The 24,371-nt window shown below is 48.7% G+C and carries 21 protein-coding genes, 1 tRNA gene and 1 pseudogene; 17 read left to right on the forward strand and 6 right to left on the reverse strand.

The annotated features are described in order from the left end of the window. The 8 genes and pseudogenes from DXC90_RS05530 to DXC90_RS09450 all read left to right on the forward strand — a co-directional run. A partial coding sequence (locus DXC90_RS05530) for a C39 family peptidase (RefSeq protein ID WP_199406629.1) occupies positions 1 to 330 on the forward strand: 330 nt, incomplete at its 5' end. A gap of 71 nt (positions 331 to 401) precedes the next feature. Next, positions 402 to 1,151, forward strand: a complete 750-nt coding sequence (locus DXC90_RS05535; protein ID WP_117735110.1) for an RICIN domain-containing protein — start codon at positions 402 to 404, stop codon at positions 1,149 to 1,151. Beyond that, positions 1,096 to 3,927, forward strand: a complete 2,832-nt coding sequence (locus tag DXC90_RS05540; protein WP_158550228.1) for an RICIN domain-containing protein — start codon at positions 1,096 to 1,098, stop codon at positions 3,925 to 3,927. The genes DXC90_RS05535 and DXC90_RS05540 overlap by 56 nt, the downstream gene beginning before the upstream one ends. 159 nt (positions 3,928 to 4,086) lie before the next feature. Then, complete coding sequence (locus tag DXC90_RS05545) at positions 4,087 to 5,076, forward strand: RICIN domain-containing protein (protein ID WP_147326610.1); 990 nt, start codon at positions 4,087 to 4,089, stop codon at positions 5,074 to 5,076. Positions 5,077 to 5,106: 30 nt separating this feature from the next. Further along, positions 5,107 to 5,193 (forward strand): annotated as a pseudogene (locus DXC90_RS09855) (hypothetical protein); the annotation flags it as partial. Between the two features lie 56 nt (positions 5,194 to 5,249). Continuing rightward, on the forward strand, positions 5,250 to 5,828 hold the full coding sequence (locus DXC90_RS09720; RefSeq protein WP_233502194.1) for a hypothetical protein: 579 nt from the start codon (positions 5,250 to 5,252) through the stop codon (positions 5,826 to 5,828). Between the two features lie 21 nt (positions 5,829 to 5,849). Beyond that, positions 5,850 to 9,077, forward strand: a complete 3,228-nt coding sequence (locus DXC90_RS05555; protein WP_158550229.1) for an RICIN domain-containing protein — start codon at positions 5,850 to 5,852, stop codon at positions 9,075 to 9,077. Positions 9,078 to 9,719: 642 nt separating this feature from the next. Continuing rightward, positions 9,720 to 11,801, forward strand: coding sequence for a hypothetical protein (locus DXC90_RS09450; protein WP_147326611.1), 2,082 nt, complete (start codon positions 9,720 to 9,722; stop codon positions 11,799 to 11,801). Between the two features lie 462 nt (positions 11,802 to 12,263). On the opposite strand, the gene DXC90_RS05565 is transcribed toward DXC90_RS09450, so the two are convergent. From DXC90_RS05565 to DXC90_RS09730, 3 genes are all read right to left on the reverse strand, one after another. Next, a complete protein-coding gene (locus DXC90_RS05565; protein ID WP_117735116.1) occupies positions 12,264 to 12,563 on the reverse strand; it encodes an IS3 family transposase in 300 nt (99 codons plus the stop codon). A 12-nt stretch (positions 12,564 to 12,575) separates the two neighbouring features. Further along, positions 12,576 to 13,088 carry an IS3 family transposase gene (locus tag DXC90_RS09725; protein ID WP_233502195.1) on the reverse strand — a complete coding sequence of 171 codons (513 nt, stop codon included), beginning with the start codon at positions 13,086 to 13,088 and terminating at the stop codon, positions 12,576 to 12,578. Positions 13,089 to 13,388: 300 nt separating this feature from the next. Next, complete coding sequence (locus tag DXC90_RS09730) at positions 13,389 to 13,676, reverse strand: transposase (protein WP_233502198.1); 288 nt, start codon at positions 13,674 to 13,676, stop codon at positions 13,389 to 13,391. A 61-nt stretch (positions 13,677 to 13,737) separates the two neighbouring features. Between DXC90_RS09730 and DXC90_RS09860 the strand changes: the two genes are divergently transcribed. From DXC90_RS09860 to DXC90_RS05615, 9 genes are all read left to right on the forward strand, one after another. Further along, positions 13,738 to 14,040, forward strand: coding sequence for a hypothetical protein (locus tag DXC90_RS09860; protein WP_117735117.1), 303 nt, complete (start codon positions 13,738 to 13,740; stop codon positions 14,038 to 14,040). Between the two features lie 321 nt (positions 14,041 to 14,361). Continuing rightward, positions 14,362 to 15,324, forward strand: a complete 963-nt coding sequence (locus DXC90_RS05580; protein ID WP_117735118.1) for an acyltransferase family protein — start codon at positions 14,362 to 14,364, stop codon at positions 15,322 to 15,324. 39 nt (positions 15,325 to 15,363) lie between these two features. Continuing rightward, positions 15,364 to 16,305, forward strand: coding sequence for a glycosyltransferase family 2 protein (locus DXC90_RS05585; protein ID WP_199406630.1), 942 nt, complete (start codon positions 15,364 to 15,366; stop codon positions 16,303 to 16,305). Continuing rightward, positions 16,306 to 18,006, forward strand: coding sequence for a glycosyltransferase (locus tag DXC90_RS05590; RefSeq protein WP_199406631.1), 1,701 nt, complete (start codon positions 16,306 to 16,308; stop codon positions 18,004 to 18,006). After that, on the forward strand, positions 17,993 to 18,913 hold the full coding sequence (locus tag DXC90_RS05595) for a glycosyltransferase family 2 protein (protein ID WP_233502210.1): 921 nt from the start codon (positions 17,993 to 17,995) through the stop codon (positions 18,911 to 18,913). The genes DXC90_RS05590 and DXC90_RS05595 overlap by 14 nt, the downstream gene beginning before the upstream one ends. 169 nt (positions 18,914 to 19,082) lie before the next feature. After that, positions 19,083 to 19,919, forward strand: coding sequence for an ABC transporter permease (locus DXC90_RS05600; protein WP_233502199.1), 837 nt, complete (start codon positions 19,083 to 19,085; stop codon positions 19,917 to 19,919). 9 nt (positions 19,920 to 19,928) lie between these two features. Continuing rightward, on the forward strand, positions 19,929 to 20,696 hold the full coding sequence (locus tag DXC90_RS05605) for an ABC transporter ATP-binding protein (RefSeq protein ID WP_117735121.1): 768 nt from the start codon (positions 19,929 to 19,931) through the stop codon (positions 20,694 to 20,696). Between the two features lie 18 nt (positions 20,697 to 20,714). Beyond that, positions 20,715 to 20,788, forward strand: a tRNA-Arg gene (locus tag DXC90_RS05610). 4 nt (positions 20,789 to 20,792) lie between these two features. After that, positions 20,793 to 21,320, forward strand: a complete 528-nt coding sequence (locus DXC90_RS05615; protein WP_369831377.1) for an adenylyltransferase/cytidyltransferase family protein — start codon at positions 20,793 to 20,795, stop codon at positions 21,318 to 21,320. Positions 21,321 to 21,371: 51 nt separating this feature from the next. Here DXC90_RS05615 and DXC90_RS05620 read toward each other — a convergent pair whose 3' ends face one another. The 3 genes from DXC90_RS05620 to DXC90_RS09745 form a co-directional block, all read right to left on the reverse strand. Beyond that, complete coding sequence (locus tag DXC90_RS05620; RefSeq protein WP_117735122.1) at positions 21,372 to 22,520, reverse strand: phosphorylcholine transferase LicD; 1,149 nt, start codon at positions 22,518 to 22,520, stop codon at positions 21,372 to 21,374. Between the two features lie 378 nt (positions 22,521 to 22,898). Continuing rightward, positions 22,899 to 23,414 (reverse strand): hypothetical protein, encoded by a 516-nt coding sequence (locus tag DXC90_RS09740; protein WP_233502200.1) that lies wholly within the window; start codon positions 23,412 to 23,414, stop codon positions 22,899 to 22,901. Further along, complete coding sequence (locus DXC90_RS09745; protein ID WP_233502201.1) at positions 23,411 to 23,827, reverse strand: glycosyltransferase; 417 nt, start codon at positions 23,825 to 23,827, stop codon at positions 23,411 to 23,413. Before DXC90_RS09745 ends, DXC90_RS09740 begins: the two co-directional genes overlap by 4 nt. Positions 23,828 to 24,371: the final 544 nt, after the last annotated feature.

Genomic DNA, 24,371 nt, shown 5'->3' on the forward strand with positions numbered 1-24,371 from the left:
GAATGTGGGAGGTGTTCGGATAAAGTTGATAATCAAGGTTCGTACGACGTGTCGGGAACCTCTCTGTATAACCTCTGCAATTACCTTGATGATGGACATCCGGTCATCATTTGGACTACCGTTCACCAGGGCAACGTTGGAAATATCTATGCCCGACAGGGTGGATATTTTGCTTGCAGTAACTCGCATACGGTTGTTCTGAAGGGTTATAACCCTCAAACAAACAAGGTCATGATCTCCGATACCATCGATGGCTATACCACCTACGATCGAGATTGGATTGCTTGGGTTTACCAGCAACGAGGTGCGCAAGCGGTCGTTATTAAGTAACCAATTGCAACAATATTGCGGCTCGTATCAACTATTATAGATTCAGTGTTAATTTGAATCGGGGGTCTGATATGAGTTCCAGCCGATATGCCCGTGGCCTAGCTGCTATTTCGGTAGTGGCTTTGGCTGCGGGTCTTTTTGTTTCCTCCATTGGAGTTTCTCCATTATTTGCCGAAGAAGTGTCCACGAACGGATCCGACGCTAATCGAGTTATCGAATCAGGTACTGCCGATGACGGTGATGGTACCTTCGCTCCGAATAGCTCGACCGTGCCATCTAGCGAGGGGCGATCTGAAGACTCGTCGACATCTGCCGTCGAATCGGCCGATGGTACGACGCCTCAAGATGCTGAGAGCGTTGAGGACTTAGCCGTTAAAAACAAAGGGACGCTCTCTGACGGTGCGACCTATGTTTTTGCTTGCAGCAATGCCTCGCGCAAGGTGTGGGACGTTGCGGGCGGATCTTCCTCAAATGGCGCTAATGTTCAGATGTACAACTCGAATATGACTAAAGCTCAGCGCTGGTTAGTACATGAGGACGAGAACGGGTTTTTAACTTTCGAAAACACTGGTTCCGGTTTGGTGCTTGATGTTTCTGGTGGCATAGCCGAGTCTGGTCGTAACGTTCAACAGTATGTGGCTAACGGTACGCGCGCGCAAAAGTGGATTGCCGTTAAGGACGCCGATGGAGGCTTGACGATACATTCCGTCCTTAACTTTGATTACGTGCTCGATATAGCGGGCGGCAGTTCTGCCAATGGAGCTAATGTCCAGTTATATAAGGCCAATCAGACCGCCGCGCAGCTGTTTTTTTGCAATTGACTCCAATCCGGTCGTTGACTCTTTAGGGCAGAACGTCGCCGACGGTGTTTATTGTTTTGAATCTGCCGGGTTGGTTCTCGATGTGAAAGGCGCTTCTGCTGAGTCCGGTGCGGCTCTTCAGTCGTATGCAAATAACGGTACCGTCGCGCAGGCGTTCCGTCTTACGTATGACAGCGCATCCGGTTATTACACGATCGCTTCGCTTGTTTCGGGCAAATTGATTGACGCCGATTACGGTAGCGTCGTACCCCGAGGCGCCGCCCACCTCTACGGATCTCTTGATGACGCTGGTTCATATACAAAGAATCGTTTTTGGATCCTCGAGCCTTCTGGTGAGGGTTTTGCCATTAAAAACGCTGCTAATGGGTTATATCTTTCGTTTGAAAGTGGCGTTGCCGTTACCTCTACTGATGTCGCTACCTGGACTTTGACGCAGACGAAGGGCTTTACCTGGACGCAGGCTGATATCGACGCCTTTGCTGCTGGGCAGGGCTTGCAGATCCCTGATGGAACTTACGCCCTCGGCATGGACTCATCACCGCGAAGTGTTGTCGATGTTTCTGGTGGCTCTGCTTCGAATGGCGCCAACATCCAAATCTATGCCTCCAACAACACCGCAGCTCAACGCTGGTTTATCAAGAATGCACTCGACTCAAATGGTCAGCCTACCGGCTATGTGACGATTGCTCATGCAGGAACCTCTTCGGCCCTCGATGTCACGGGTGGTGGCAAAAAGTCCGGCAACAACGTTCAGCAATATGCCGTGAATGGCACCGCCGCGCAGCGTTGGATTCCTGTTAAGCAGACAAATGGGTCATTCGTGTTTTATTCCGGCCTTGGACGAAACCTTGTTTTAGACGTAAGTGGCGGAAGTGTCTCTAATGGCTCAAATGTTCAAATTTGGACAGCAAATGGCTCTGCAGCTCAGCGTTTAATTGCCATCGATGCTAATCCTCATGTCGGAGCAGGCACCCAATCGGTTGCGGATGGCATGTATCAGATCAATTCCGTTTCCGATTCTTCTACATGCCTTGACGTGGCGGGAGGTTCCGTCTCCAACGGCGCCCGAATTCAAACGTATGCCACAAATGGCACTATGGCTCAGTGTTTTAAGCTTTCGTACGATTCCGCCACGGGTTTCTACTCGATTCGTTCCGCGAAGTCTACCAAGGGACTTGATCTTGATAGCGGCGATATTATTCCTGGTGCTAAAGTTCAACAGTGGGATTATCCCGGGAATGGTTCGAATCAACAATGGCGTATTGAGCCTGTTGGATATGGCTATTTAATCCGATCTGTTGCAAGCAATTTGGTGCTGGAACGCAAGTCAGATGGTTCCGTGACGACCGCAATCGAGTCTGGTAGCGCTGCACAACATTGGACCTTTGAAACCTTCGCCGTTTCGTTCAGCGAGGGCTGCTATTCCATCCATTCAGATTCTACGGGTAAATATCTTGACGTTACCGGTGGTTCCTATGCAGACGGGGCTCCGCTGCAGGTTTATACGGGAAACGGTACCCTGGCTCAGAAATTCTGGGCTCGTAAGGATGACCAGGGCTACTATTTCTTCCAATGTGCCAATTCTGCCAAGTATCTTTCGGCTCGAGAGTCCGATGGTGCCATTCTTCAAATTTCGGATAAAGAAGCCGACGAGGTCAAATGGTCGATTGAAATCTGCTTTGGGAAGGGGGTTGAGCTTAAGAATAAAAAGAGCGGTAAGGTGCTGTCCGTCTCTGGCTCTGGCGGGTCTGTTGTCTGCGTTGACGAGAATGGGTCTGCAGCGCAAGGGTGGACTATTGCGTCCGTCCCCCTTATTTCTGACGGTTTCTATGAGTTCGCTCCCATGCATGCGATTGGACAACGACTTGATGTGGCTGGTGGCTCTCGCTCGAATGGTGCAAACGTTCAGATTTATGCTTCTAACGGTACGCTGAGCCAGCGTATGTGGGTTCGCGGCGTCGGCGACGGCTGGTATTCGCTTACGGCTTGCTGTTCCGCTTATCCTCTTGACGTCTATAGCTGTTCTGATGCGGATGGAGCGAACGTTCAGCAGTGGCAGTGGAATGGGTCGAACGCGCAAAAGTGGCGTTTCGAAATGGGGGAGAGTGGAATCAAGATTGTTTCCGCTTGCGGAAATAAGGTCCTGGAGGTAAGCGACGGGGCCACCGCGAATGGAGCCAATGTCCAGCTCTGGTTTTATACTGGCTCCGCTGCTCAGTCTTGGCGCGCTCTTTCTGCCGAACGTCCTGCGAAGATTGGTTATCAGAACCCTGCGAACTACCCCCAGGTAAGCAGCTTGACGGTAAGGCTTCCAAGCTATTGTACGGGCGAGTTCACCTATGTAACGCCGTCTCGTATTGCGATCGATGCCACACGAGCCGACTGCGTCAATGCCTTTATCCAGCGTGCCTATGAGTATGTTGGTACGAGGTATATCGAGCCCTACTCTACCGCGCCTGGTGGCGCCGTCGATTGCTCTGGTTTTGTGTTGCAATGCCTCTATGCCACGGGTATGGATATGGGTATCTACAACCCCTATAACCATCGTTGGCTTGCATGGCAGACGTACAACTCTATGAATTGGTACAATAACGGTACATTTTTGCCGGTAAGCGTTAACGGCATGCAGCGAGGTGACGTTGTCTATTATCGTGGCCATATCGCCATCTATCTGGGGGATGGGCGCATGATTGACTCCTGGCCGCATCAGGGCGTCGGTGTCCACGGTGTTTACGAGCGCGGCAATCCCATTGGTGCTGCGCGCCCGTTCGTATAGTCCTATTTCTTTAATCGAGGTTTATTAGAGATTAAAAAATCAGTCCTGTTCGTGCCGTTTATTCCTGCGTGCTTCGCGGTCGCTGCCTTGTGCTCCCCCATTCAAGTTTACTCAATTGAGTTGGCTACTCCGAATGATGAGGCCCTAATTTCTCCGGTAGTGTCTACTGAAGATGATTCGATTGAAGCCGATGGTGCTTTTGAAAAGGATTCCTTGGGGTCCACGGGAGATGCTGGCGATATCACTCCTGACGATGCACGGACTCCTGCCGTGGGTGAAGATGAGGCTGGCGTTTTTTCTCCTGTTTCAGATGTTCCTGCTGAGCCTTCTGCCCTGCCTTCGAATCCGCAGATTTCCGACTTTCCTTCAGCGGATATCGATGAGGGCGCCTGTGAAATCTCTAACGCCGGCTCTAATAGGGCTCTGGATGTCTCGGGCGGCTCATGCGATAACGGCGCCAATGTCCAGCAATATGTTCTCGACCATACGAATGCGCAGCTTTGGGATTTTGTCGCCCGTCAAGATGGCGGCTATTTTATTAAGTCCGGCCTTGTCGACTATGTGCTCGATATTTCTGGCGGTAGCGTTGCCAATGGGGGAAACGCACAGGTTTATAGATGGAACGCTACGAATGCACAGGTTTGGAATCTCGTTAAGATCGCTCAGACTATCGATGACGGACTGTACGAGATCTACTCTCGCGTAGACGGTAACCGTCTCATCGATGACTCTGGTGGATCGAAAACGGACGACGCTAAATTGCAGGTTTGGAACCGTAACGGCACTTTGGCACAGAACTGGTTGATTAGTGTCTGCGACGATGGGTCGGTTCTTGTCAAGGGCGCAGATTCGGGTAAGTACCTTTCGCAAAGCAACGGCCAGCTGATGAGTGTTAAGGAAGCGGCGGAAGGTTCTCACTGGATTCCGCGCGTGTCTCCAATGGGTGGTCTTGTTCTTGTGAATGCGGTCTCGGGCGCTGTGATTGATTTGACCGGTGCCAATACCGCTGCAGGCTCCGCGATTCAGATGTACACCAATAACTTTACGGCAGCTCATGCATGGCGTTTTGTTTCGGCTTCGCATATTGACGATGGCTACTACGTTGTGGTGAACCAATCGAGCGGTGATCGTGTTCTGGATGTTGCTTGAGCCTCTTGCAACGCCGGGACACGCGTACAACTGTATTCCGTTAATGGAACGAACGCCCAAAAGTGGTATGTCCGTTCTTTGGGAAACGGCGCCTACAGCCTGACTACCTTTGTGTCTGGGAAGGCGCTCGACGTGCCGAGCGCTAACGCATCTAATGGCGCTTCTGTTCAGCAATGGGACTGGATGGTTCTGGTGCACAAAAGTGGCTGCTTCGCCTTGCCGATGGCGGCGGTATCGCAATTTATTCGATGCTCGCTGACGGTTCTTTCGCGTTGGTGGACAGCGATAACAGTCTTGTTCTTGGCAACGGTGGTGGCGACTCGTGGCGCTTTGATACTACGAATGTTTCTGAACAACCTTTCGCTGACGCTAACGGTGCGCAAAGGCGACTTGTCGACATTGCTTGCTCCACTCCTACCCCTGGTGCCAATCTTTGCTCCGCGTGGATTTCGAGAGTGTTTAATGCAGCCGGTTATGGCTATGCACACGGAGATGCCTGCGACATGTTTTGGGCTTATTGCCACGACAGCAACCGCGCTAATTTGAAAGTTGGTATGATTGTTGCCGTTCCGTCCCATTCCCACAATTGGGCGGGCTCTAGGTGGGGCCATATTGCAATCTATATTGGCGATGGCAAAGTTATTGAGAACATTGGTCGAGTTAACGTTCGCGGGCTTAATGACTGGGTCAAGTATTATGGAACCACGTATACGCCGCTTTGGGGTTGGTATCGCAATATCGCCCTTTGCTAGTTTGGATTTAGGTTGATGGTTATGCGCAAGAAAACTTGTCTCGCATCGTCACTATTGGTTGCCCTCGGTCTGCTTTGTGGGCTGGGGGCAACCCCTGTTTTTGCCGATGATGCTTCGCTCCCGGTTGATGCATCTCTCGAGGAGCGTCTTGCCTATGGCGAGGCACATCCGGCGGATGATTCCAACGACTATACCGCCGGTAGCTCGATGGAGGGTGAGCCGCTTGCCGCTGCGCTCGACGATCGTTCTGCAAGCGGGTCTCCCTATTGGGGCGGCACGAACGCTTCTAAAGTGTTTTATAACGGGTATGGCGAGGTTTTTGCGTCTCCGGCGCTAAAGGTCATTGACGTTTCTGAGTGGCAGGGGTCGATTGACTGGAATAAGGTTCAAAATTCTGGCGTTGATGCTGTAATTTTGCGCTTTGGTTATTCGACGACCCATTTTGATAAACAGTTTGTGCGAAACCTGAGCGAGGTCCGTCGCCTGGGGATTCCTTTTGGCCTGTATATCTTTAGTACGGCCCAGAATTCGAATGATGCTACGAGCGAAGCTTATTTTACGCAGCAGATTGTAAGCAAGTACGGTCTGTATGATCTATCGTTACCGATTTTTTATGACCTTGAATCGTTTTATGACAGCAAGGGTAATGCGATATCGCCTAATAGCGCCTCTGCGTACGAGGACATCGTGAATGCGTATTTTAATACGCTCTCTGGTTTTGGCATCAACAACGTATCCATTTATTCTGGTCGTTGGTACGCGGATACTTATCTCAAAGCTGCAAGTGTGCGTCCCCGCGTGTCTTGGATTGCGGAATACGGCCCCAAGCTCAGGACTTCATTTGGTTGCGCCGGACAGTACGGATGGCAGTACACTTCGTCGGAGCGTCTCGACGGCATCACCGCCAATACTGTTGACATGAATGCTTTTTCTTCGGCCGATTTTGTTAACGTAGTTAATCTGCCCGATCATGCTCTAGCGGACGGGGCTTACTATATCGATTCGATAGCAAAGGATTCGTCGAGCGTTACTGTTGGTAATGACGGTCAGCTTTCTTTGTTCCATGCTCAAGGGTCTTCAAATCAACGTTTTATTCTTGAGTCGGCTGGTTCCGGGGCCTATCGAATTAAGAGCGAATCCACTGGACAATATCTATCCGTAGAGGGCGACAAAGCGCAAAGTGGCTCTTCGGTTATTCAAGCCGCTTATGCTCAAGACAATCGTCAGCTTTGGCATATTCGTGTTGCCGATAGTGGTTTTTATATCCAGTCTGCCCTGGGAAACTGGGTGCTCGATCTTAGCAACGGTGGCACTGCGGATGGCACTTCGGTTAGGATTTGGGCTCCGAATAAATCGAATGCCCAGCGTTTTACCTTTGCCTCTTCTTCGACCGTAGAGACCGACAAAGCTTTTGTTATTAAGAGTGCACTCAACCCGCAGTTGGTCATGGATATCAACGGCGGGTCTTCTGATGATCGTGCACGTCTTCAGATTTACACTGCCAACAACAGCCAGGCGCAGATGTTTACTTTTAAGCATTTCGGTAATGGCCTGTACGAAATCGTAAACGTTAACTCGGGTAAGCCTTTTGAGGCTCAAGGGGGCTCCGTTTCCAACGGTGGCGCCATCTCTCAATACTCTTCTAACGGCACCAGTGCGCAGCATTGGTCTGTTATCGACTGCGGTAATGGCGTGTATTCATTCATAAACTCTAAGTCCGGCAAAGCCATTGACGTTCCTGGCGCCAATGGCGTGAGTGGCTCCGCGCTGCAAATTTATACCTATAACGGATCTGATGCTCAAAAATGGACGCTTGCTTCGGCGCGCACCGTTCGCCAAGAGCTTGATGATCTTGCTGCTTCCAGCAGAGGGCTTGTAAGGGAGAACGTCGAATACGCCATTGGCTCCATATCCGAGCGGCAGGTCCTCGATATTTCCAGCGGATCGACGAAGTCCGGTGCAAATCTGCAGGTGTATGCATCTAACGCTACGCCGGCTCAGCGCTGGACGTTTACGTATGACAAGAATGGCTATGTAACCATCACCAATGTAGGGTCGGGCAAGGTTTTAGACGTTTCCAACGGGAGCAAGAAAGCCGGCGCCAATGTTCAGCAGTACGCGCCTAACGGCTCTTGGGCTCAGAAATGGATTCTCGTTGATTGCGGAAATAGTTCCGTTAAGATTTGCTCCGCGCGTAAGACCGGCTTTGTCTTGGACCTTGCCGGTGGGGCCACTTCGAATGGAGCAAATGCTCAAGTTTATGATGATAATGGTACCGATGCCCAGCGATTCCGCCTGTATACAGCCGGAGATGTTTCTAAGGGTCAAATAATTGATTCTCAGTCTGCCATCGTAACGGCTTCCGATGGCCGCGTCTTTGATGTGACCAGCGGTAGCATGGATTGCGGTGCCGCTATCCAGCTGTATAGCCCTAATGGAACTATTGCGCAGGGATTTGGCTTTGAATATGATGCCGACAAGTGTCTTTACGCAATCAAGTCTGCAAAATCCTATCGCTATCTCTATGCCCAGGACGGGGATATAGTTCCCGGCGCTGCTGTTAGGCAGGGGAGTGCTTCGCCTTCGTCGTCTAATTATTACTGGGCTATCGAAGATGCCGGTAATAGCTCATATCGTATCGTTAACGCTGCTTCTGGTTGTCCTCTAGGCGCAAACTCTTCCGGTAAGCTAGTCACGGTTTCCAGAGGTGATGCCCGTGAGCTTTCGGTCGTATTTACACCTTCTGGCTTTCAGTGCTTGCGCTCCGAGCAAGACGGTGAGGCCAAGGCACGCGTATCCGATTTGGCAGACGGCGAGTATCTCGTAAGCCCCAGTAAGAACCATCCGTTTGTCTTGGATGTTGCTGGCGGCTCGAAAGGCAATAGCGCCAATATTCAGCTGTACAGGTCGAACATGAGCAATGCTCAGCGTTGGGTTGTTTCACATGACGACAAGGGCTATGTTACGTTTACGAATGTTGGCTCTCATAAGGTGATTGATGTTGCCGGAGGAAACGCTTCCGCTGGAACAAACATTGCCCAGTACGCCTCCAACGGCACGTATGCTCAAAAGTGGATTGCCGCCAAGCAGTCTAATGGTACGTATCTCATTGAGAGCGCTCTGAGGCCCGGTTTATATCTTGGATCGAGAGGATCCGGCGCGTCCAATGGTGTAAACGTTGAGCTGAGCTCTAATGAGGGCGCCTCTCACTTTGCCCTGTTGAGCACGTCCTCGTCGGTCGCAAAATGAGGCGATATCCTTCCGAAGGGTTATTTCAAGTTAAGTCGCGCTTGCAGTTCCACCGCTAAGGTCATTGGCGATGCCTGTAGCATAAGCTCGAACGGAGCAATAATTTAGTCCTGCAACAGAATAGAACGCTTGCTCAGCTTTTCAGCTTCGAATATTGCGATGGCCACCATGCTATCTGTAATGCAAAGTTTCAAAGGCGCTTGATGTAAATGGCGGTAATTTTAGTCCAGACGCCAATGTTCACCTGTTCCATTCGATATTCACATTGTTTCGTAGATTGACGATATGTTCTGGGGTGAGTGTGAAGCATCGGATCATTACGGTTCTGCTTTGAGGCAGATTCGCCAGCGCTTTGTTCTTAATGATACAGCTTAGTTTGTTGGAAACTTGGAGGTGGAATAGGTGCTCTGTGTCTATCAAACAAATGGGGACTACGGTCAATCCTCCTTCGTATGTTACTCTAGATTTATCTATGAAAATCATGGTCGCGCTTGTAAGGCCTAAGGGTTGGAGACATTTGACGATGGGGGATAACTTGTCATGATATTGATTTTGACTGGGTTTTAGCCCCCCACGGCTCCTTCGGGCGTTTCATCTAACGATCCGATGCATTAATCGAATGAGTTACATGTGAGAGAAGATATGACTAGTAAGAAGTATTTAATACCACTTAAATTAAGACCACTATTAATCGTGCTTGTACTCGAGTTGTTCCTGTTTAATTTTCCGTTTTGGGAATCATTTGCTTTTCAAACAGTTCCTTGTTCGTCCGTGAGCCTTAATGGCATTGAAAAAATCAACGAGCATACCTATAAAATGACAGAAGAAGGCGGCCGTCTTTCTTTTCGCTTTAACTCTGTGAACATCCAGAATGTTCACATTCAGCCTCTGAAGCAAGAGGCCTACTCGTTGCGTGTTGGAAAGGGTGTCAATTATAAAATATCAATAAAAGACACTGGAAATACTGAAACCCCGATGCCCGTGGGGGCACAAACGGTGTGTAATCTGCTATCTACATCTCACTATATTCGAATACATCCAGCTGGGGAGGTTGATGAGGTTAACATTTATCCACAGGTTGCTAAAGGCGATAGTTTTTCGATTGTAAACATTTCCTTTAATCGACATGTTCCATTTTATTTTTCACCAATCCGATTTGTCCTACTTTGTGTTCTTGGATATCTAGTCTATGCATTTAGCTCTAAGTCGCGTCTGTTTGCTATGCCCCTGGACCTTTCTGATTCGATTCAAATGCGCCTTACGGTCGCTCTGATCTTAGGGGTGGTTCTTTTTGCGGCTGCTACTGGCAAACTTATTCAGCCTGGCGTTAATTTGTATTCTGGTGATGCCTATACAGAGAACGGTAGCTTTATTCAAGATCAGAATCAGTACAACCATTTGTCTAACGCTCTAATGGAAGGACATCTATATCTAGATTTAACCCCTCCGTCTTGGCTCGACGACATGAGTAACCCTTATGATGCAGGAGCACGGGCCGCTTTATCACAAGAAACTGGTGAGGCAACGTATTGGGATTATGCATACTATAATGGTCATTATTATTCATATTTTGGGGTGCTCCCCGCTCTATTGACTTTTGTTCCGTTTAAGTTGGCTACAGGTTCTGATTTACGCACGGATTATGCTGTCGCTTTATATGCCGTGTTCTTTATTTGTTCTGCTGCGTGCTTAATTTATCAACTTATCCGGCGATATTTCAAGTCTGCGTCATTCGGCATTTTTCTCCTCGCCTGTTTTCTGCTTTCTTTTGGAGGGGGACTTTTGACGCAAGTTTTTTATCCAACTGTTTACTCTCTGCCCATACTGTCTGGATTAGGCTTTTCGTTCTTGGGCTTGGCGTTTTGGATTCACTCTGCTGAGAATAATCTCAAAATAACGGAGCTTGTGTTGGGCTCACTTTGCATAGCCCTCACTCTCGAATGTCGCCCTGCGTATGTATTGGTTTGCTTATTTGCCTTTCCAATCTTTTGGACTGAGTTAACTGAAGATCGACTATTTTTCTCTAAAAAAGGACTTGCAAATACTTTCGCAGTGTTATTGCCGTTCTTTGTTGTTGGTGTTGGGGCTCTGATTTATAACTATTTGCGCTTTGATTCCTTTACTGAATTTGGTGCTTCTTACAATTTGACTGGCTTCGATATGGTTCATCAAGCGCATCCTCTCTCGCGTGCTTTCGGGGGTGTATATATGTTTTTCTTTCAGCCGTTGAGGGTTGAACCTAGTTTTCCGTTCCTCTCTGAAATTGGCGGCCTGTCTAGCTATCATGGCGAGCTCCATATTGAGCCTTACTATGGCGGGCTATTTGCATTTTCTCCGGCATGTCTGTTTATTTTTACCTGGCCGTTAGTTGCTAGAGGCGAACAAAAAAGACCGATAGATATTAATCTGTTTGTTATTGTCTGCATTGCACTCATGCTGGTCTTTGCAATTACGGATGTTCAGGTCGCTAGTATCTCGATGCGCTATCAATCTGATTTTGCTTGGCTTGCGGTTATCGCGAGTGTACTTTGTCTGCTTTCATTATTAAGCGCTGCAACCATAAATGTGCGAAATCATATTATCGGTTGGTTTTCGGCCCTAGTAATTTTGGGTATGGTTCTTTCCGCTCTAAATCTGTTTTCTATTGGTAGGTACGGGCAGCTTGTTTCCACTAATCCTGCCCTATATTACCTGGTAGAGTCTTGGTTTATTCCCTTCTCATAGTTTCGATGACTACAAATATAGATTCGTTTAGTACGTAGAGGACTTCGGGTTCAATGATTAGGAAAATAAATAAAGCCGTCAGATTGATGGCGCTGACATTTTGCTATTGATTTGTGGAGCCAGCTTGGCTTTTGCGTTTTTATTTGGTTCGAATATTGCAATTAAGGGCTATAAATCTGCTTCGACTTTCAGCATTATCTTTCAAATGGTGGTTCTTACATTTTTATTCTGCTTGATCTTCGTGTTTTTGGAATCGATCCTACCGCCAGTTCGTGATTGCGCATTGGAGATGCGAAGGGAAATTTGTATTGCTTTTTAGCTGAACATCTCCGTAAACATCCGTTTCTTATTCCATTTACTGCTTTATTAGTTTGCTGGATGATTTGGATAGTTGCGTGTACCCCGGGGCAATGAATTGGGATACTTGGGACCTCGGACGTTTTACCGGGCCATGTCCCGACGCTATGCCGTGTGGCCCCTCTCCTCGCGATACTCCCTAGTGGTCTTCCATCCTTGGTCCTTCTTGAGCTTGTCGTTCCTGTACCACTCGATATATTCGCCGATTAGGCGGGAGAACTCGTCGAACGGCACGCCGGTCAAGTCCCTGTCCTTGAAGAAGTCGCACTTGAGCGTGCCGAAGAACCCCTCGGCGCGCGCGTTGTCGGGGCTCCGGGCCCTCCTCGACATCGAGCGCACCACCCCGAAGCCGCACGCTTCGCGCCACTTGCGCCACATGTAGACGGCGCCGCCGTCGGTGTGCACCGTGAGAGGCTGCTACTCCGTCGGGACGGCTATCCCCACCAGGTCCCTAGTTGGATTGGTAACACTTTTTGGACGATTCTGGGAGGGACATCCCCCCTTCCTGAACTCGACCGGTGACATGTAGCCCAGCGTCGAGTGGATCCTGAACTTGTTGTACCGGTGCGCGTAGTCCGAGAACTTGGCCCGGAGCTCGCGCGTCGTGCCGAACGTCTCGCGGTGGACGTGCTCTCCCTCAGCTTCCTGTTGGTCGACTCGTCGACGGCGTTGTCGTAGGGGGCAGCCCTTGGTCGACAGCGACCTCTCTATGCCGAAGGCCTCTGGCATCAGGTCGATCTCGGCGTTGGCGAACTCGCTGTCGCGGTCAGTGTGGAAGGCCCCGATGCCCGAGATGGGGAAGGAGGGCGTCGCAAACGCCGGCTTGACCAGCCGGACGTCCTTCCCGGGCCCGGCGGAGCGGCCGGCGATCTCCCTGTTGCAGGGGTCGACGAGCAGGCAGGCGTAGTTCCACGAGGCCCCGACGCGCACGTAGGTCAGATCGCTGCATATATGGGTGCGCGGCGCCGACCGGGCCGTTCTCCCTCATGATGCAGCAGACGCGGCGCCTGCTGACGGTAACGCCAGACCTCCCGGGCGACGCCCCTATCTCGTGCGAGCCGTACCGGCCCTTGCTGGCGGCGTGGGTCGCGACCACGGCCGGCGCGACTGGGGTCCGCGCGGCGGGCCGGTCGGGCCGCGAGCGCATGGAGTAGTACGTCGACCTCGCGACGCCGAGGAGCCTGCACTGCGCTGATATGGGGTAGCGGCCCTCGTTGGCCGCTATGGCCCTCACTTTCGAGCGTATATCAGCGCCGCTCGTCTTAAGACGTCGACCTCCATCCGGAGCCTTCGGCTCTCGCGCTCGAGCTCCAGGATCCGGTTCTGCTCGGGTGCGCGGTTGTCCGCGGCGCGCGGCGAGCCGGTTGCGTTTACCGACTTGCCCCACCTCTCCACGGTGCTCTTGCCGAGGTCGAGCTCGTTCACGATCTCGCGCCTGGGCTTGCAGGCGTTGTAGAGGTCGACTATCCGCCTCTTGAACTCGTCGGTGAAATGCCTCGGGTGCCTGGGGTCCCTCATATGCGCCCCTCCCGTCTCCTGCGCCCCTCCCGGAATTGTCCACATCGGTGTAGCCAATCCGGTGTCGGCGGGGACGCTGTTCACCTACCTCGACCCCGCCCTGGCCAAGGCCGGACCGCTGCTGTCGGCCAACAACATGGTCGAGGGAGGGGTGAACTCGCAGCTGAGGGCCGTCCTGCGCAACCACCGGGGGCTGACGTCGGCCGAGCGCGTGAAGGCGGTGTTCCGGTGGTGCCGCGCGCACTCGGGGGACGCGAGGGCGGCGCGCGAGAAGCCCGCCGCGATGCCGACCGGCGCGGACATCGACTTCCTGTTCAGCGTCTGCTCCGCCTCGCCGTCGCGCGAGGCCGGAGGGCCGGAGTGAGACGACGGGGCCGTGCGGGAGGATCTCCGCCACGGAGCCCGTCGCCCGTTCTGGCCGGATTAATGGATGGAAACGGATGTTCTATCGGGAGACACGTTTTGTCCTATAAGCTTCCTAATGCTTCTCACCATGTGAAATCCTACGTTCTCTGGATTGCATGGCGGCCCAACGCGATGCGACGTGCTGAAGATAAGTGTTGCTGGTGAGGCGCGTTATATGATTTTGACTGATTTGCCTCTTTGTATCAGACTATGACTGATTATTGAGCAATTGCAATTAGACAGGTATTTAGCAGTGGGCAAAAGATTAATTTGGATCGATATGGCTAAAGCGTTAGCGATTCTTTCGGTTGTGGTTGGCCATACGTATCTGTACGGAAACCCAATTCTTTCTTTTGTAATGAGTTTTCATATTCCCCTCTTTTTTGTCTTGTCTGGATATACCTTCAACGTTCAAAAGTTCAATAAGGCAAAACTGGTCAAGCGGATTGTATTTCCGTATATAAGTATCTGTGTTTTTCTTGGAATTCTTAGCCTCATTCATAATGGCAGTAATGGATTGGTTTCTTTTTTGTTGTCTGTCGTATGGGGATCGGGCGGCACTGTCGACTGTTTCGATATTCCCGGCATTGGCCTTGCCTGGTTCTTGCTTGCTCTATATTTTAGCAAGGTGATATTTGCCAATATTGAGGCATTTTTTTTAAATTTTAGTATTAATTGTTTTTTAAAGTTACTTTTATACATAATAATTTCTTATTTATCATTTCTTGGATCGTCTTATTTGGTTTTGCCTTTTGCATTAAGCCAAGCTTTAGTATCTTTACCTTATTTGTGTTTAGGTCAGCTTTGCCGTGAGATTGATTTTTCGGAATTAAAACGGACAAAGTTCCCCGTGATTTTTATTGCATTAACAATTTGGGTTATTGGACTCTATAAGGGAGTATTTTTTAGCATAGGCAATTTATTTCACGTCGGATCACTTGCGTTCGGACTCTTGATGACCTTATCGTCATCTTTTGTCCTTCTATTGTTCTTTTCTTCGTTTGAGCGCGTATTCTCTCTTTCGAAGCTTTTCACTTTGATTTCTGAGTTGGGTAAGAACTCGTTACTTTTGCTCTGCCTTCATCAGGTTGAAAGTGCTTTTATTAACTGGTCGACTGTGGAATTTATATCTTTAGGTGTGTTTTCATTCCTAGTTTCAGGTGTTATTCATCTCATGCTTGTTGTTAGTATGTATGTGCTAATCAGGTTGTCTGCTCCAGCTTTGAGCCGAACAGGCTTGTAATTTAATTATTGTCCTCAGGACTATTGCGGAGGTTTGGCGTTGAGTAAAATCGCAGTTATTATTCCCTGTTATAACGAAGCCATGACGATAGGAAAAGTAGTCGATGACTTCTCGCGCGAGTTGCCGGAAGCGGATATCTATGTTTATGACAATAATTCAAGCGATGATACTGCTTGCATTGCTCGTGAGCATGGGGCCATTGTTCGATTTGAGTCGCGTCAGGGCAAGGGCAATGTTTGCCGTCAAATGTTTCGTGATATCGATGCCGACTGCTATCTTATGGTTGATGGCGATGATACTTATGACGAGACAATGGCTCGCGCGATGTGTGAGCCGATTTTAAAAGGTGAAGCGGATATGACGGTTGGAGACCGTCTTTCTAACGGTACCTACGCCGAAGAGAACAAAAGGGCTTTTCACGGGTTCGGTAATAATCTTGTTAGGGCAATGATCAAGTGGATCTATGGCTATTCGTTTGATGATGTTATGACGGGTTATCGAGCGATGAGTCGACCTTTTGTCAAAACTTTTCCTGTACTATCTGAAGGTTTTCAAATTGAGACCGAACTTTCAATTCATGCTGTTGACCGTCGTTGGCGCATCAAGGATATCCCAATTGTTTACCGCGACAGGCCAGCCGGATCTGAATCTAAGCTGTCTACTATTTCTGATGGAATTAAAGTTGTTTGTATGATTGGCACCTTATTTAAGGACTACCGTCCTCTGAAGTTCTTTGGTCTGGTTTCTGTTCTTTTCCTGCTCCTGGGCCTTATTGCTGGAATTCCGGTAATTATTGATTTCGCACGCACTGGCCTTGTTGCACGCCTCCCTACTGCTATTCTCGCTACTGCCTTTATATTCCTTTGCGGTCTTTCTTTGACAACAGGGCTTATTCTTGATTCTGTTGCTAAAGTTGAGCGTAAGGAATGGGAACTCAGCGTCTATAAGATTGGCCAAAGTTTCCAAGATAAGGAGTGCTAGATGTCTCATGCTTTATATGGGGTTATCTACGAGGATTTTTGTAGCGACGGCTTAATGTCGTGTCGAATCAGGTCTCTTGTAGATTCTGCAATTAAGTACAACTCTCTTATTCAGCCGGGCCGCTCGCTTGTCTATCATTTTTATATGGGTGAGAAGTGGCAATATCCTTGTTTAACTGATCTTTCGACATTAAATGGTGAGCTAACTGTTACCGAGGGACTTCAGCCTTTCTTTTCTGTTAAAGCAGAATCTTTGGTTCAGCCTTTGTCCGAGTATTCACCCCATTATTTCGCAGGCCTTGAGCATATCAAAGACGATGGACATCGTTATATTCTTTTGACGCCTGACGATGCCACCGATGCTGACGTTGAGACGCATAACTCTCTTTCGAAGAAGCAGGAGCTTTATCGCAATCTCGAAGCGTGCTGCCCGGTTGCTTTTGACGATATTCGCGAAATTCAGCGCCAGCGTCGTTGGAGTAGGGGATTGGGCCCTGTTGATCATTTTGAGGCTCCAGATTTAGCGAAGATTAATCAAGAGCAGACTACTCACCATCCCTATCTAGAAATTGCTCCCGGAGCCGTTAGGCTCGGGGCTGAGAAAGCTGTCATTATCGGTATGCATTGGCTTCAGGCCGGCGGCGCTGAGCGCTGGGCTGTTGAGACGGTGCGCCGTGTTCGCGAAGCGGGCATGCTGCCTATCGTCATATCGGATCGACCCAGCCATCAGCCTTGGATCGATAGGCCGGAGTTCAAAGATGCCTTGGTGCTGTGCCTTACGTTCCCTATACAGGAGCGTCCAGGCGATGAGCCTTTGCTTCGCTCGCTTGTTGAACAATTCGATATTAAGGGCGTCCTCATTCACCATTGCCAATGGCTTTATGATCGTCTGTGGTGGATCAAAAAGTATCGACCCAATGCGACTGTAGTTGATTCTCTGCATATTGTTGAATACCCCTATGGTGGTGGTTATCCCAATCAGGCGGTTAGCCGCGATGCGTTTATTGATTTACATCATGTGATTTCTCCCCAGCTTGTGTCTTGGCTTGTTGGGTCGCATGGAATTGATGCTAATAAGGTTGTAGACGCTCCGCTTGTTGGGCTTACTGCTGACGTGACTGCTAAGGCGTGCAAGGAACCCGCGTCTAAGAGTAAGCTCACTGTTTGCTTCGTGGGCAGGATTTCCCGCCAGAAGAGGCCCGAAGCATTTGTCCTTCTTGCTAAGAAGCTCGATAAGTGTGCTCCTGGTCGTTTTAGGTTTATCATGCACGGCAACGGTGATTTGGATCCTATGGTGGACAAGATCATTGCTCGTCATGAACTCTCCGACTTAATTGAGCGGAGGGGGATGCAGATTCCTGTCGATAAGACCTATTCTGATTCTGATGTCCTCGTTGTTTCTGCCATTAATGAAGGAATTACTTTGACGACGATTGAATCTCTCAGTGCTGGACTGCCTGTTGTCTCAACTGATGTCGGTTCTCAGAATACGCTTATTCCAACTGAAGCATTGACTCCACGGTCCACTCGCGATTTCATTAAGTGCGCATCGCGTATCCTTTTGAAGATGCTCGAGGATAACGATTTCCGTAAATCCGTCTGGCAATCTGAGATGGATAGGCTTGTGGAGTTTTCAAAGCTAAAAAATGCCAACACCCTCTTTACTGAGATTCTGGGGAAGTGGAGTGATGATGAGCAATAGTCCTACTGTTACCGCCGTTGTGGTGACATATAACCGTCTCGACAAGTTGAAGAATGTTCTTTCTGCCCTTGAGGGGCAGACGCTTCCTCCTAGCGAGCTTGTTGTTGTTGACAACGCTTCGACTGACGGCACCGGTGATTTCCTGGCTTCATATGCATCTGAGCAGCACGGCGGCATGCCCATTAAGGTTATTTCTTGTTCGGAGAATCTTGGCGGAGCTGGTGGTTTTTCTGCTGGAATGAAATCCGGTTACGACAGCGGTTCAGATTTCGTTTGGATCTTTGACGATGATGGCTATCCCGAGCCCGATGCTTTAGAGAAGCTGATTCAAGGCTATAATGGCGCCGTTGATGAGCTTGGTCCCGATGTCCCATACGCTTGCTCGGTCGTAAAGTTTATTGATGGTTCTATTTGCGAGATGAACAATCCCGTGCCCACTTGGGATTGGGGTCGATTGCTCGCAAAGGGGCAAAACTCTGTCATGGTTACCTCCTGCTCGTTTGTTTCGGTGCTGATTCCACGTTGGGTTCTTGAATCTTTCGGCCTTCCTTTTAAGGAATATTTTATTTGGTTTGATGATGCCGAGTACACACTTCGCATTACTAAGACCTGCCCCGGTGTTCAGGTGCTTGACAGCGTGATCATTCACGACATGGCATCTAATAAGGGTGTAAACTTCTCGATGATTGATGAAAAGAATGCGTGGAAATTCTCTTACGGCATTCGTAATCAGGCGTCGTATAGGCTCCACCATGAAGGTAAGGCTGCGTATTTGTTGTTTTGTGCCCAGGTTTGCCGCAGCATGAAAGCTGGAGGAGTGAATAAGAAGTTGCAGCGTCAGATGCGTAAAAAGATGCTTGAGGCCATTAAGTTCAATCCTAAAATTGATTATCCTCAGACTATGTAACCATTATTTGTTACACAGGGTTGATTTATTTGGCTCGTCATGTATATGGCGAGCCTTTTTACTGTTGGTATTTACTGGATTGCATGATGCGCAATGGAGAGCTTCGCTCTTACGGGTATTATTACTCTTAAATTATTGTTGAAATTGGAAATGGACGGCGGAGCTGTTAATGATATCTAAAAGCGATCAGGGAATGATTGTCTCGTCTCATGCGAAGAATGAGGTAGAGAAAGATCGATTTATTCTCAAGCAGCTGGTTACCAAGGATTTTAAGATCAAATATAGGCGGAGTTTTTTGGGCGTTGCTTGGTCTGTCTTAAATCCGCTGCTCATGATGATTGTTATGGCTGTTGTCTTTTCGACCATCTTTGCTCAGGGGCGAAACGGCGCAGTGAGTCCTGAGCTTTACCCTCTGTATCTTATCGTGGGTAATGTTACTTTTTCCGTAATGTCGGAATCTACTAACCAGGCTCTCATGTCCATCATTTGGGCATCATCGCTGCTAAAGAAAGTAAAAGTCCATCGATGGGTTTTCCCTGTTCAGAAGGTGCTCTTTTCGCTTGTTAACTTTGGTTTTTCCCTCATTGCCGTTGCCATTGTTATGATTTGGTTCCATATTGTTCCCACTTGGCATTTAATTCTGCTGCCCGTCTGTCTCTTCCTTCTCATGCTGTTTTGCATGGGGCTGGGCATGATGCTCTCGGCTCTAACCGTTTTCTTCCGCGACATTATGCACTTGTGGAGTGTTGTGATTACTGCTTGGACCTATCTCACTCCTATTTTCTGGACAACAGACTTTATCGGTCAGATGCCACATGTTGTTCGCATTATCATGTATGCGAATCCCATGTATAACTACATTCAGTTTATGCGCGATATTTTCTTGTTCCAGACGACTCCGACTTTTTTCACGGTTGGTATGTGCGTAGCTTGGGCGGTTGTTGCCCTTGTATTGGGATACGTCGTATTCCATAGCTCAGAGCACAAGTTCATTCTCTATATCTAAGGATTGACCATGCCTTTTTCTGTTAAGGACTACAGGGATCAGCCTCTCGCCGTTGAAGTCAAAGACGTAACTATGATTTTTAATATGGCCTCAGAGTCCCTCACTAATCTCAAAGAGTATTTTATAAAGCTTGCAAAGCATCAGCTCTTTTTTGAAGAGTTCCGAGCCCTAAAGCACATTTCTTTTGATATTCATCGAGGCGAAGTTGTAGGTCTCGTTGGTACAAACGGATCCGGCAAGTCAACCATGCTTAAGATTATTGCCGGCGTACTCGAGCCTTCTGAAGGCGAGGTAAAGGTTCATGGCAACATCGCACCTTTGATTGAGCTTGGTGCGGGCTTTGACGCTGAGCTCACTGCCCGTGAAAATATTTATCTCAATGGCGCACTGTTAGGTTATACAAAAGAGTTCATTGATGCCAATTTTGACGGCATAATTGAGTTTGCCGAGCTTCAAGATTTTGTCGATATGCCGTTGAAGAATTTCTCTTCGGGTATGGTTGCCCGCATTGCCTTTGCAATCGCGACTATCACTGAGCCTGATATTCTGATTGTCGATGAGACGCTCTCTGTCGGCGATGTATTCTTCCAAGAGAAATGCGAGCGTCGTATCCAGCATTTTATTGAATCTGGTGATGTTACCGTCCTTTTCGTTTCTCATTCTATGGAGCAGGTTGAGCGTATTTGCCAGCGTGCTGTGTGGATTGAGAAGGGTGATCTTAGGATGGATGGCCCCGTGGATGATGTTTGCAAAGCGTATCGAGATCAGTTCAAGTAGGCTATACTTTTCTTGTTTGCTCCATTAGCTCAGTTGGATAGAGCAGGGGACTTCTAATCCCAAGGTCGACGGTTCGAATCCGCCATGGAGCACCCTATGTATCTCAGAGCCATCTTTATGATGGCTCTTAATCTATTGGAGTATGGAATGGGCTCGCTTTCATCTGTTCGCCTGGAAGCTAATTCCGAACTGCTTTCTTCGAAGTATTCCGAACCCGGTGGCCGACATTCATTAAAACGAGTGCTGACATACGGAACGTTTGATTTGCTTCACTATGGTCACGTGCGACTTCTTCAGCAGGCTTCAAAACTTGGCGATTATTTGATTGTTGGTCTTTCAACGGATGAGTTTAATTCGCTTAAGGGTAAGAAGAGTTTTTATCCATATGATGTCAGGCGTGAGATGCTTGAGGCGCTGCGGTACGTTGATTTGGTAATTCCGGAAGACAGTTGGAATCAGAAGCCGGGGGATATACAGGCGTATCATGTTGATATTGTTTGTATGGGTGGCGACTGGAAAGACGACGAACGATTTGAAGCTCTTAGACCGTATTGCGATGTTATTTATTTAAATCGCACTGCCGGCATCTCGACTACAGAGGTAAAGAGTCGTCTTGCTCAGTAAAATAGTCTTCTGCTGCATCTTAATGGTGCACCAGAAGACTTTTATGGCTTGCTAGTCACTAGCAATTAGTTTTCTAATTGCATTATTTGCATTTCCAGATTCGAGATCATCATGATTTACGTGTTCAAAATGCGTATTGATATCCTTTGGAAGATCGTATATGTTGCCATAACGGCTCAAGAGGAAGATATCAGGATTGCACGGCGCTTTAAGCTGTTCCCCTTCAAATTCTATTTGCTGTGTAGGGTACAAATCTTCGATAGGATAGACCCATTGCCTTTGTTTGCCGTCATCTAGATTATCGATAGACCACATGATACCGACTGCATCTTTCTTATCACAGATGAGTCCTGCTTCCTTAGATCTTTCTAGACAGCTGTCAAAGTACTTCTGGATGTTAAAGTTTTTTTCGCCCGAATAGTAAGGTTCATTTTTCCAAAAATCGAGCTCTGAATCTGTTTCCATTTCCTCAACCATTGTCTGCCGCAATTTCCTTTGCTTTTCAGCGGAGTCGTTATCAATTGAGGGTGCCCAGTCATAGATAAACAGATCTAGGAAACATGGGATATCCTCATCGTTATAGAGAAAACGAATTTGACGACAATGCACATAGTGATCATAGACGACAGTTATTTTATATCTACGGTCACTGCGGACAATTTCCTGTAACCTTTCGAGATCATCTCGCATTATGCCCAGATCAGTATCATCGTCCCAAGGTATGAATCCTTTGTGTCTGATGGCACCGATAAGGGTTCCGAAATTAATCCAGTAGTCTATGTTATTGTCTTTGCACAGCGCGTCGAATTCTCCGAGCAATTTTCCGCATCCGAGCTGGAGTAGGCGAAGACCACCCTCTGCTTTGGGCAGTTCTCTGAAAAAGCGTTTCTTGGCGTCCTGTATGCTCTCGCTCGGTTTCCGATAGTTGTCCCAAGCGAACATCTTCATGTGTTCGTCGTGCGCGTCAATATCGCTAGCGATAGATTCGATCATTGGAATGGTTCGACAATCAAACTTGTAATCGATATTCATGTTAATACCGTTATCGGCGGTCTCGACTCGTTTATAAAGACGCTCAATCTGTTGTTGCGTTTCTTGTTGGAAACGAATGATGTCATCACGAAGGATTTGAATGTCGTTGTGCATGGCATGTAGGGAACGCGAGGAACCTGGGAGGAATTGTTTAATCTTACTGAGCATAAAAGGCTTCCCTTCATAAATGACTTCCAATAGCTCATGGCAAATTTGGTGTGTAAGTGGAATTGGAAGGGTTAAAGTGTCTTGATTGTTTGCGTGACAGGGGGGTCTTCCTATTAATAGAATTCCGGCTTTTATATTGCTTAACTATAAAATATATTATTGGCTCTCTCCTATTGTGAATGGCACAAGAACTGTGCTTGGAACATTATTTTTTTCTACAGCACAGAGGCCTATTTTAATTTCTAAGTGCAACGCTGCTTTTGGTCTAATGGGGCGACGATAATTGATTCGGCTATGGTTGTTGCTGAATCAATTGAAAACGTTGACACGGGCTGCCGCTTATTTCCTGAGTCGGTAAGAGGAACCTTAAAACAGTGACTACTGATCGTTTATCTTATTTACCTTAGGTTCCCATTCCTTTCGCTCCACCTTGACGACGGAATCCAGGATGAAGTATGTGGCGAGCGACAATCCGCACGGGAACATAAATGCGACAGCGAGTATTGCGGTGGGGAAGCGAGGCATCAAACCGGTGGCAAGGTATTCTGTGATGAGAGGGGCTCCTGGGATTAGGCAGATAGCCGCTAAGATGAGCGCAACAAGCGAGAAGAACTTAAGTGGACGGTAGTCCTTAAAAAGGGTACCGATCATGGCAATGACTCTAATAACATCGCTTACGGTATTGAGTTTGGACTCCGATCCAGCCGGGCGGTCGCGGTACTCGATGGATACATCTTTGAACCGGCAACGATGGTCGACCGCGTGGATGGATAGGTCTGTTTCGATTTGGAAGCCCTCGGTGAGCTCGGGAAGCGTCTTAACGAAGGGTTTGCTTATGGCACGATAGCCAGTCATGACGTCGTCGAAGCTGTAACCATAAATCCACTTGATCATGCTGCGTACAAGGTTGTTGTCAAATTTGTGAAAGCGTGCGTGTTCTCCTCGGCGTACGTTCCGTTGGACAGACGATCGCCGACGGTCATATCGGCTTCACCGGCAAGGATGGCTTTGCACAAAGCGTGCACTGACTCCGCCGGATAGGCGTCGTCTCCATCGGCCATGAGATAACAAACGGCCTCGATATCACGGAACATTTGACGGCATACGTTGCCCTTGTCTTGCCGGGGTTCAAATTTTACGGACGCTCCGTGTTCACGAGCAATTTGCACAGTGCTATCAGTCGAATTGTTGTCATAGACATAGATTGTGGCTTCAGGCAGTTCGCGGTGAAAATCGTCTACAACCTTGTCGATGGTCGGCGCTTCGTTGCAACAGGGAATGATTACGGCAATATCGCTTGAATTCACGTTGCTCTCCATGGTTTATTTGTGACCGTAAGAAGCGTAGTCGTTGGTTATTTAGTCTGGTTTTAATGACTTTAAAGCCAGATGGGATTCATTCATGAACCGTGCTTTTGTTTAAACACTGGCCGTAAGACATGGGGATGACTTGTGGCCCTATTTGTTAATCTGGGGCTTATAGGACAAAATGTGTGTCCATGTTTGGGGTATCGGCGCAGGTCGATGCCCCTTTTTCAGCCGTTTTAATTCCGCGCCCGCTTTTAACCGCTCGGACAGAATGTGTGTCCGGTTGTCTATCGTTCCCGCAGGTGGATAACCTTTTCCTGAACCGTTAAATACCCTTTCGGAAGAGGTACCCATGAAGGTCGTTTATCGCCCCTGCTGTGGCGGTCGGACCAGGCGCAACGGCAGGACATGATCGAGGGAGGGGTGAACTCGCAGCCGGGGCCGTCCTGCGCAACCACCGGGGGCTGACGTCGGTCAAGCGCGTGAAGGCGGTGTTCTGGTGGTGCCACGCGCACTCGGGGGACGCGAGGGCGGCGCGCGAGAA

This window comes from Collinsella sp. TF09-1AT, assembly GCF_003436895.1.
Lineage (GTDB): Bacteria > Actinomycetota > Coriobacteriia > Coriobacteriales > Coriobacteriaceae > Collinsella.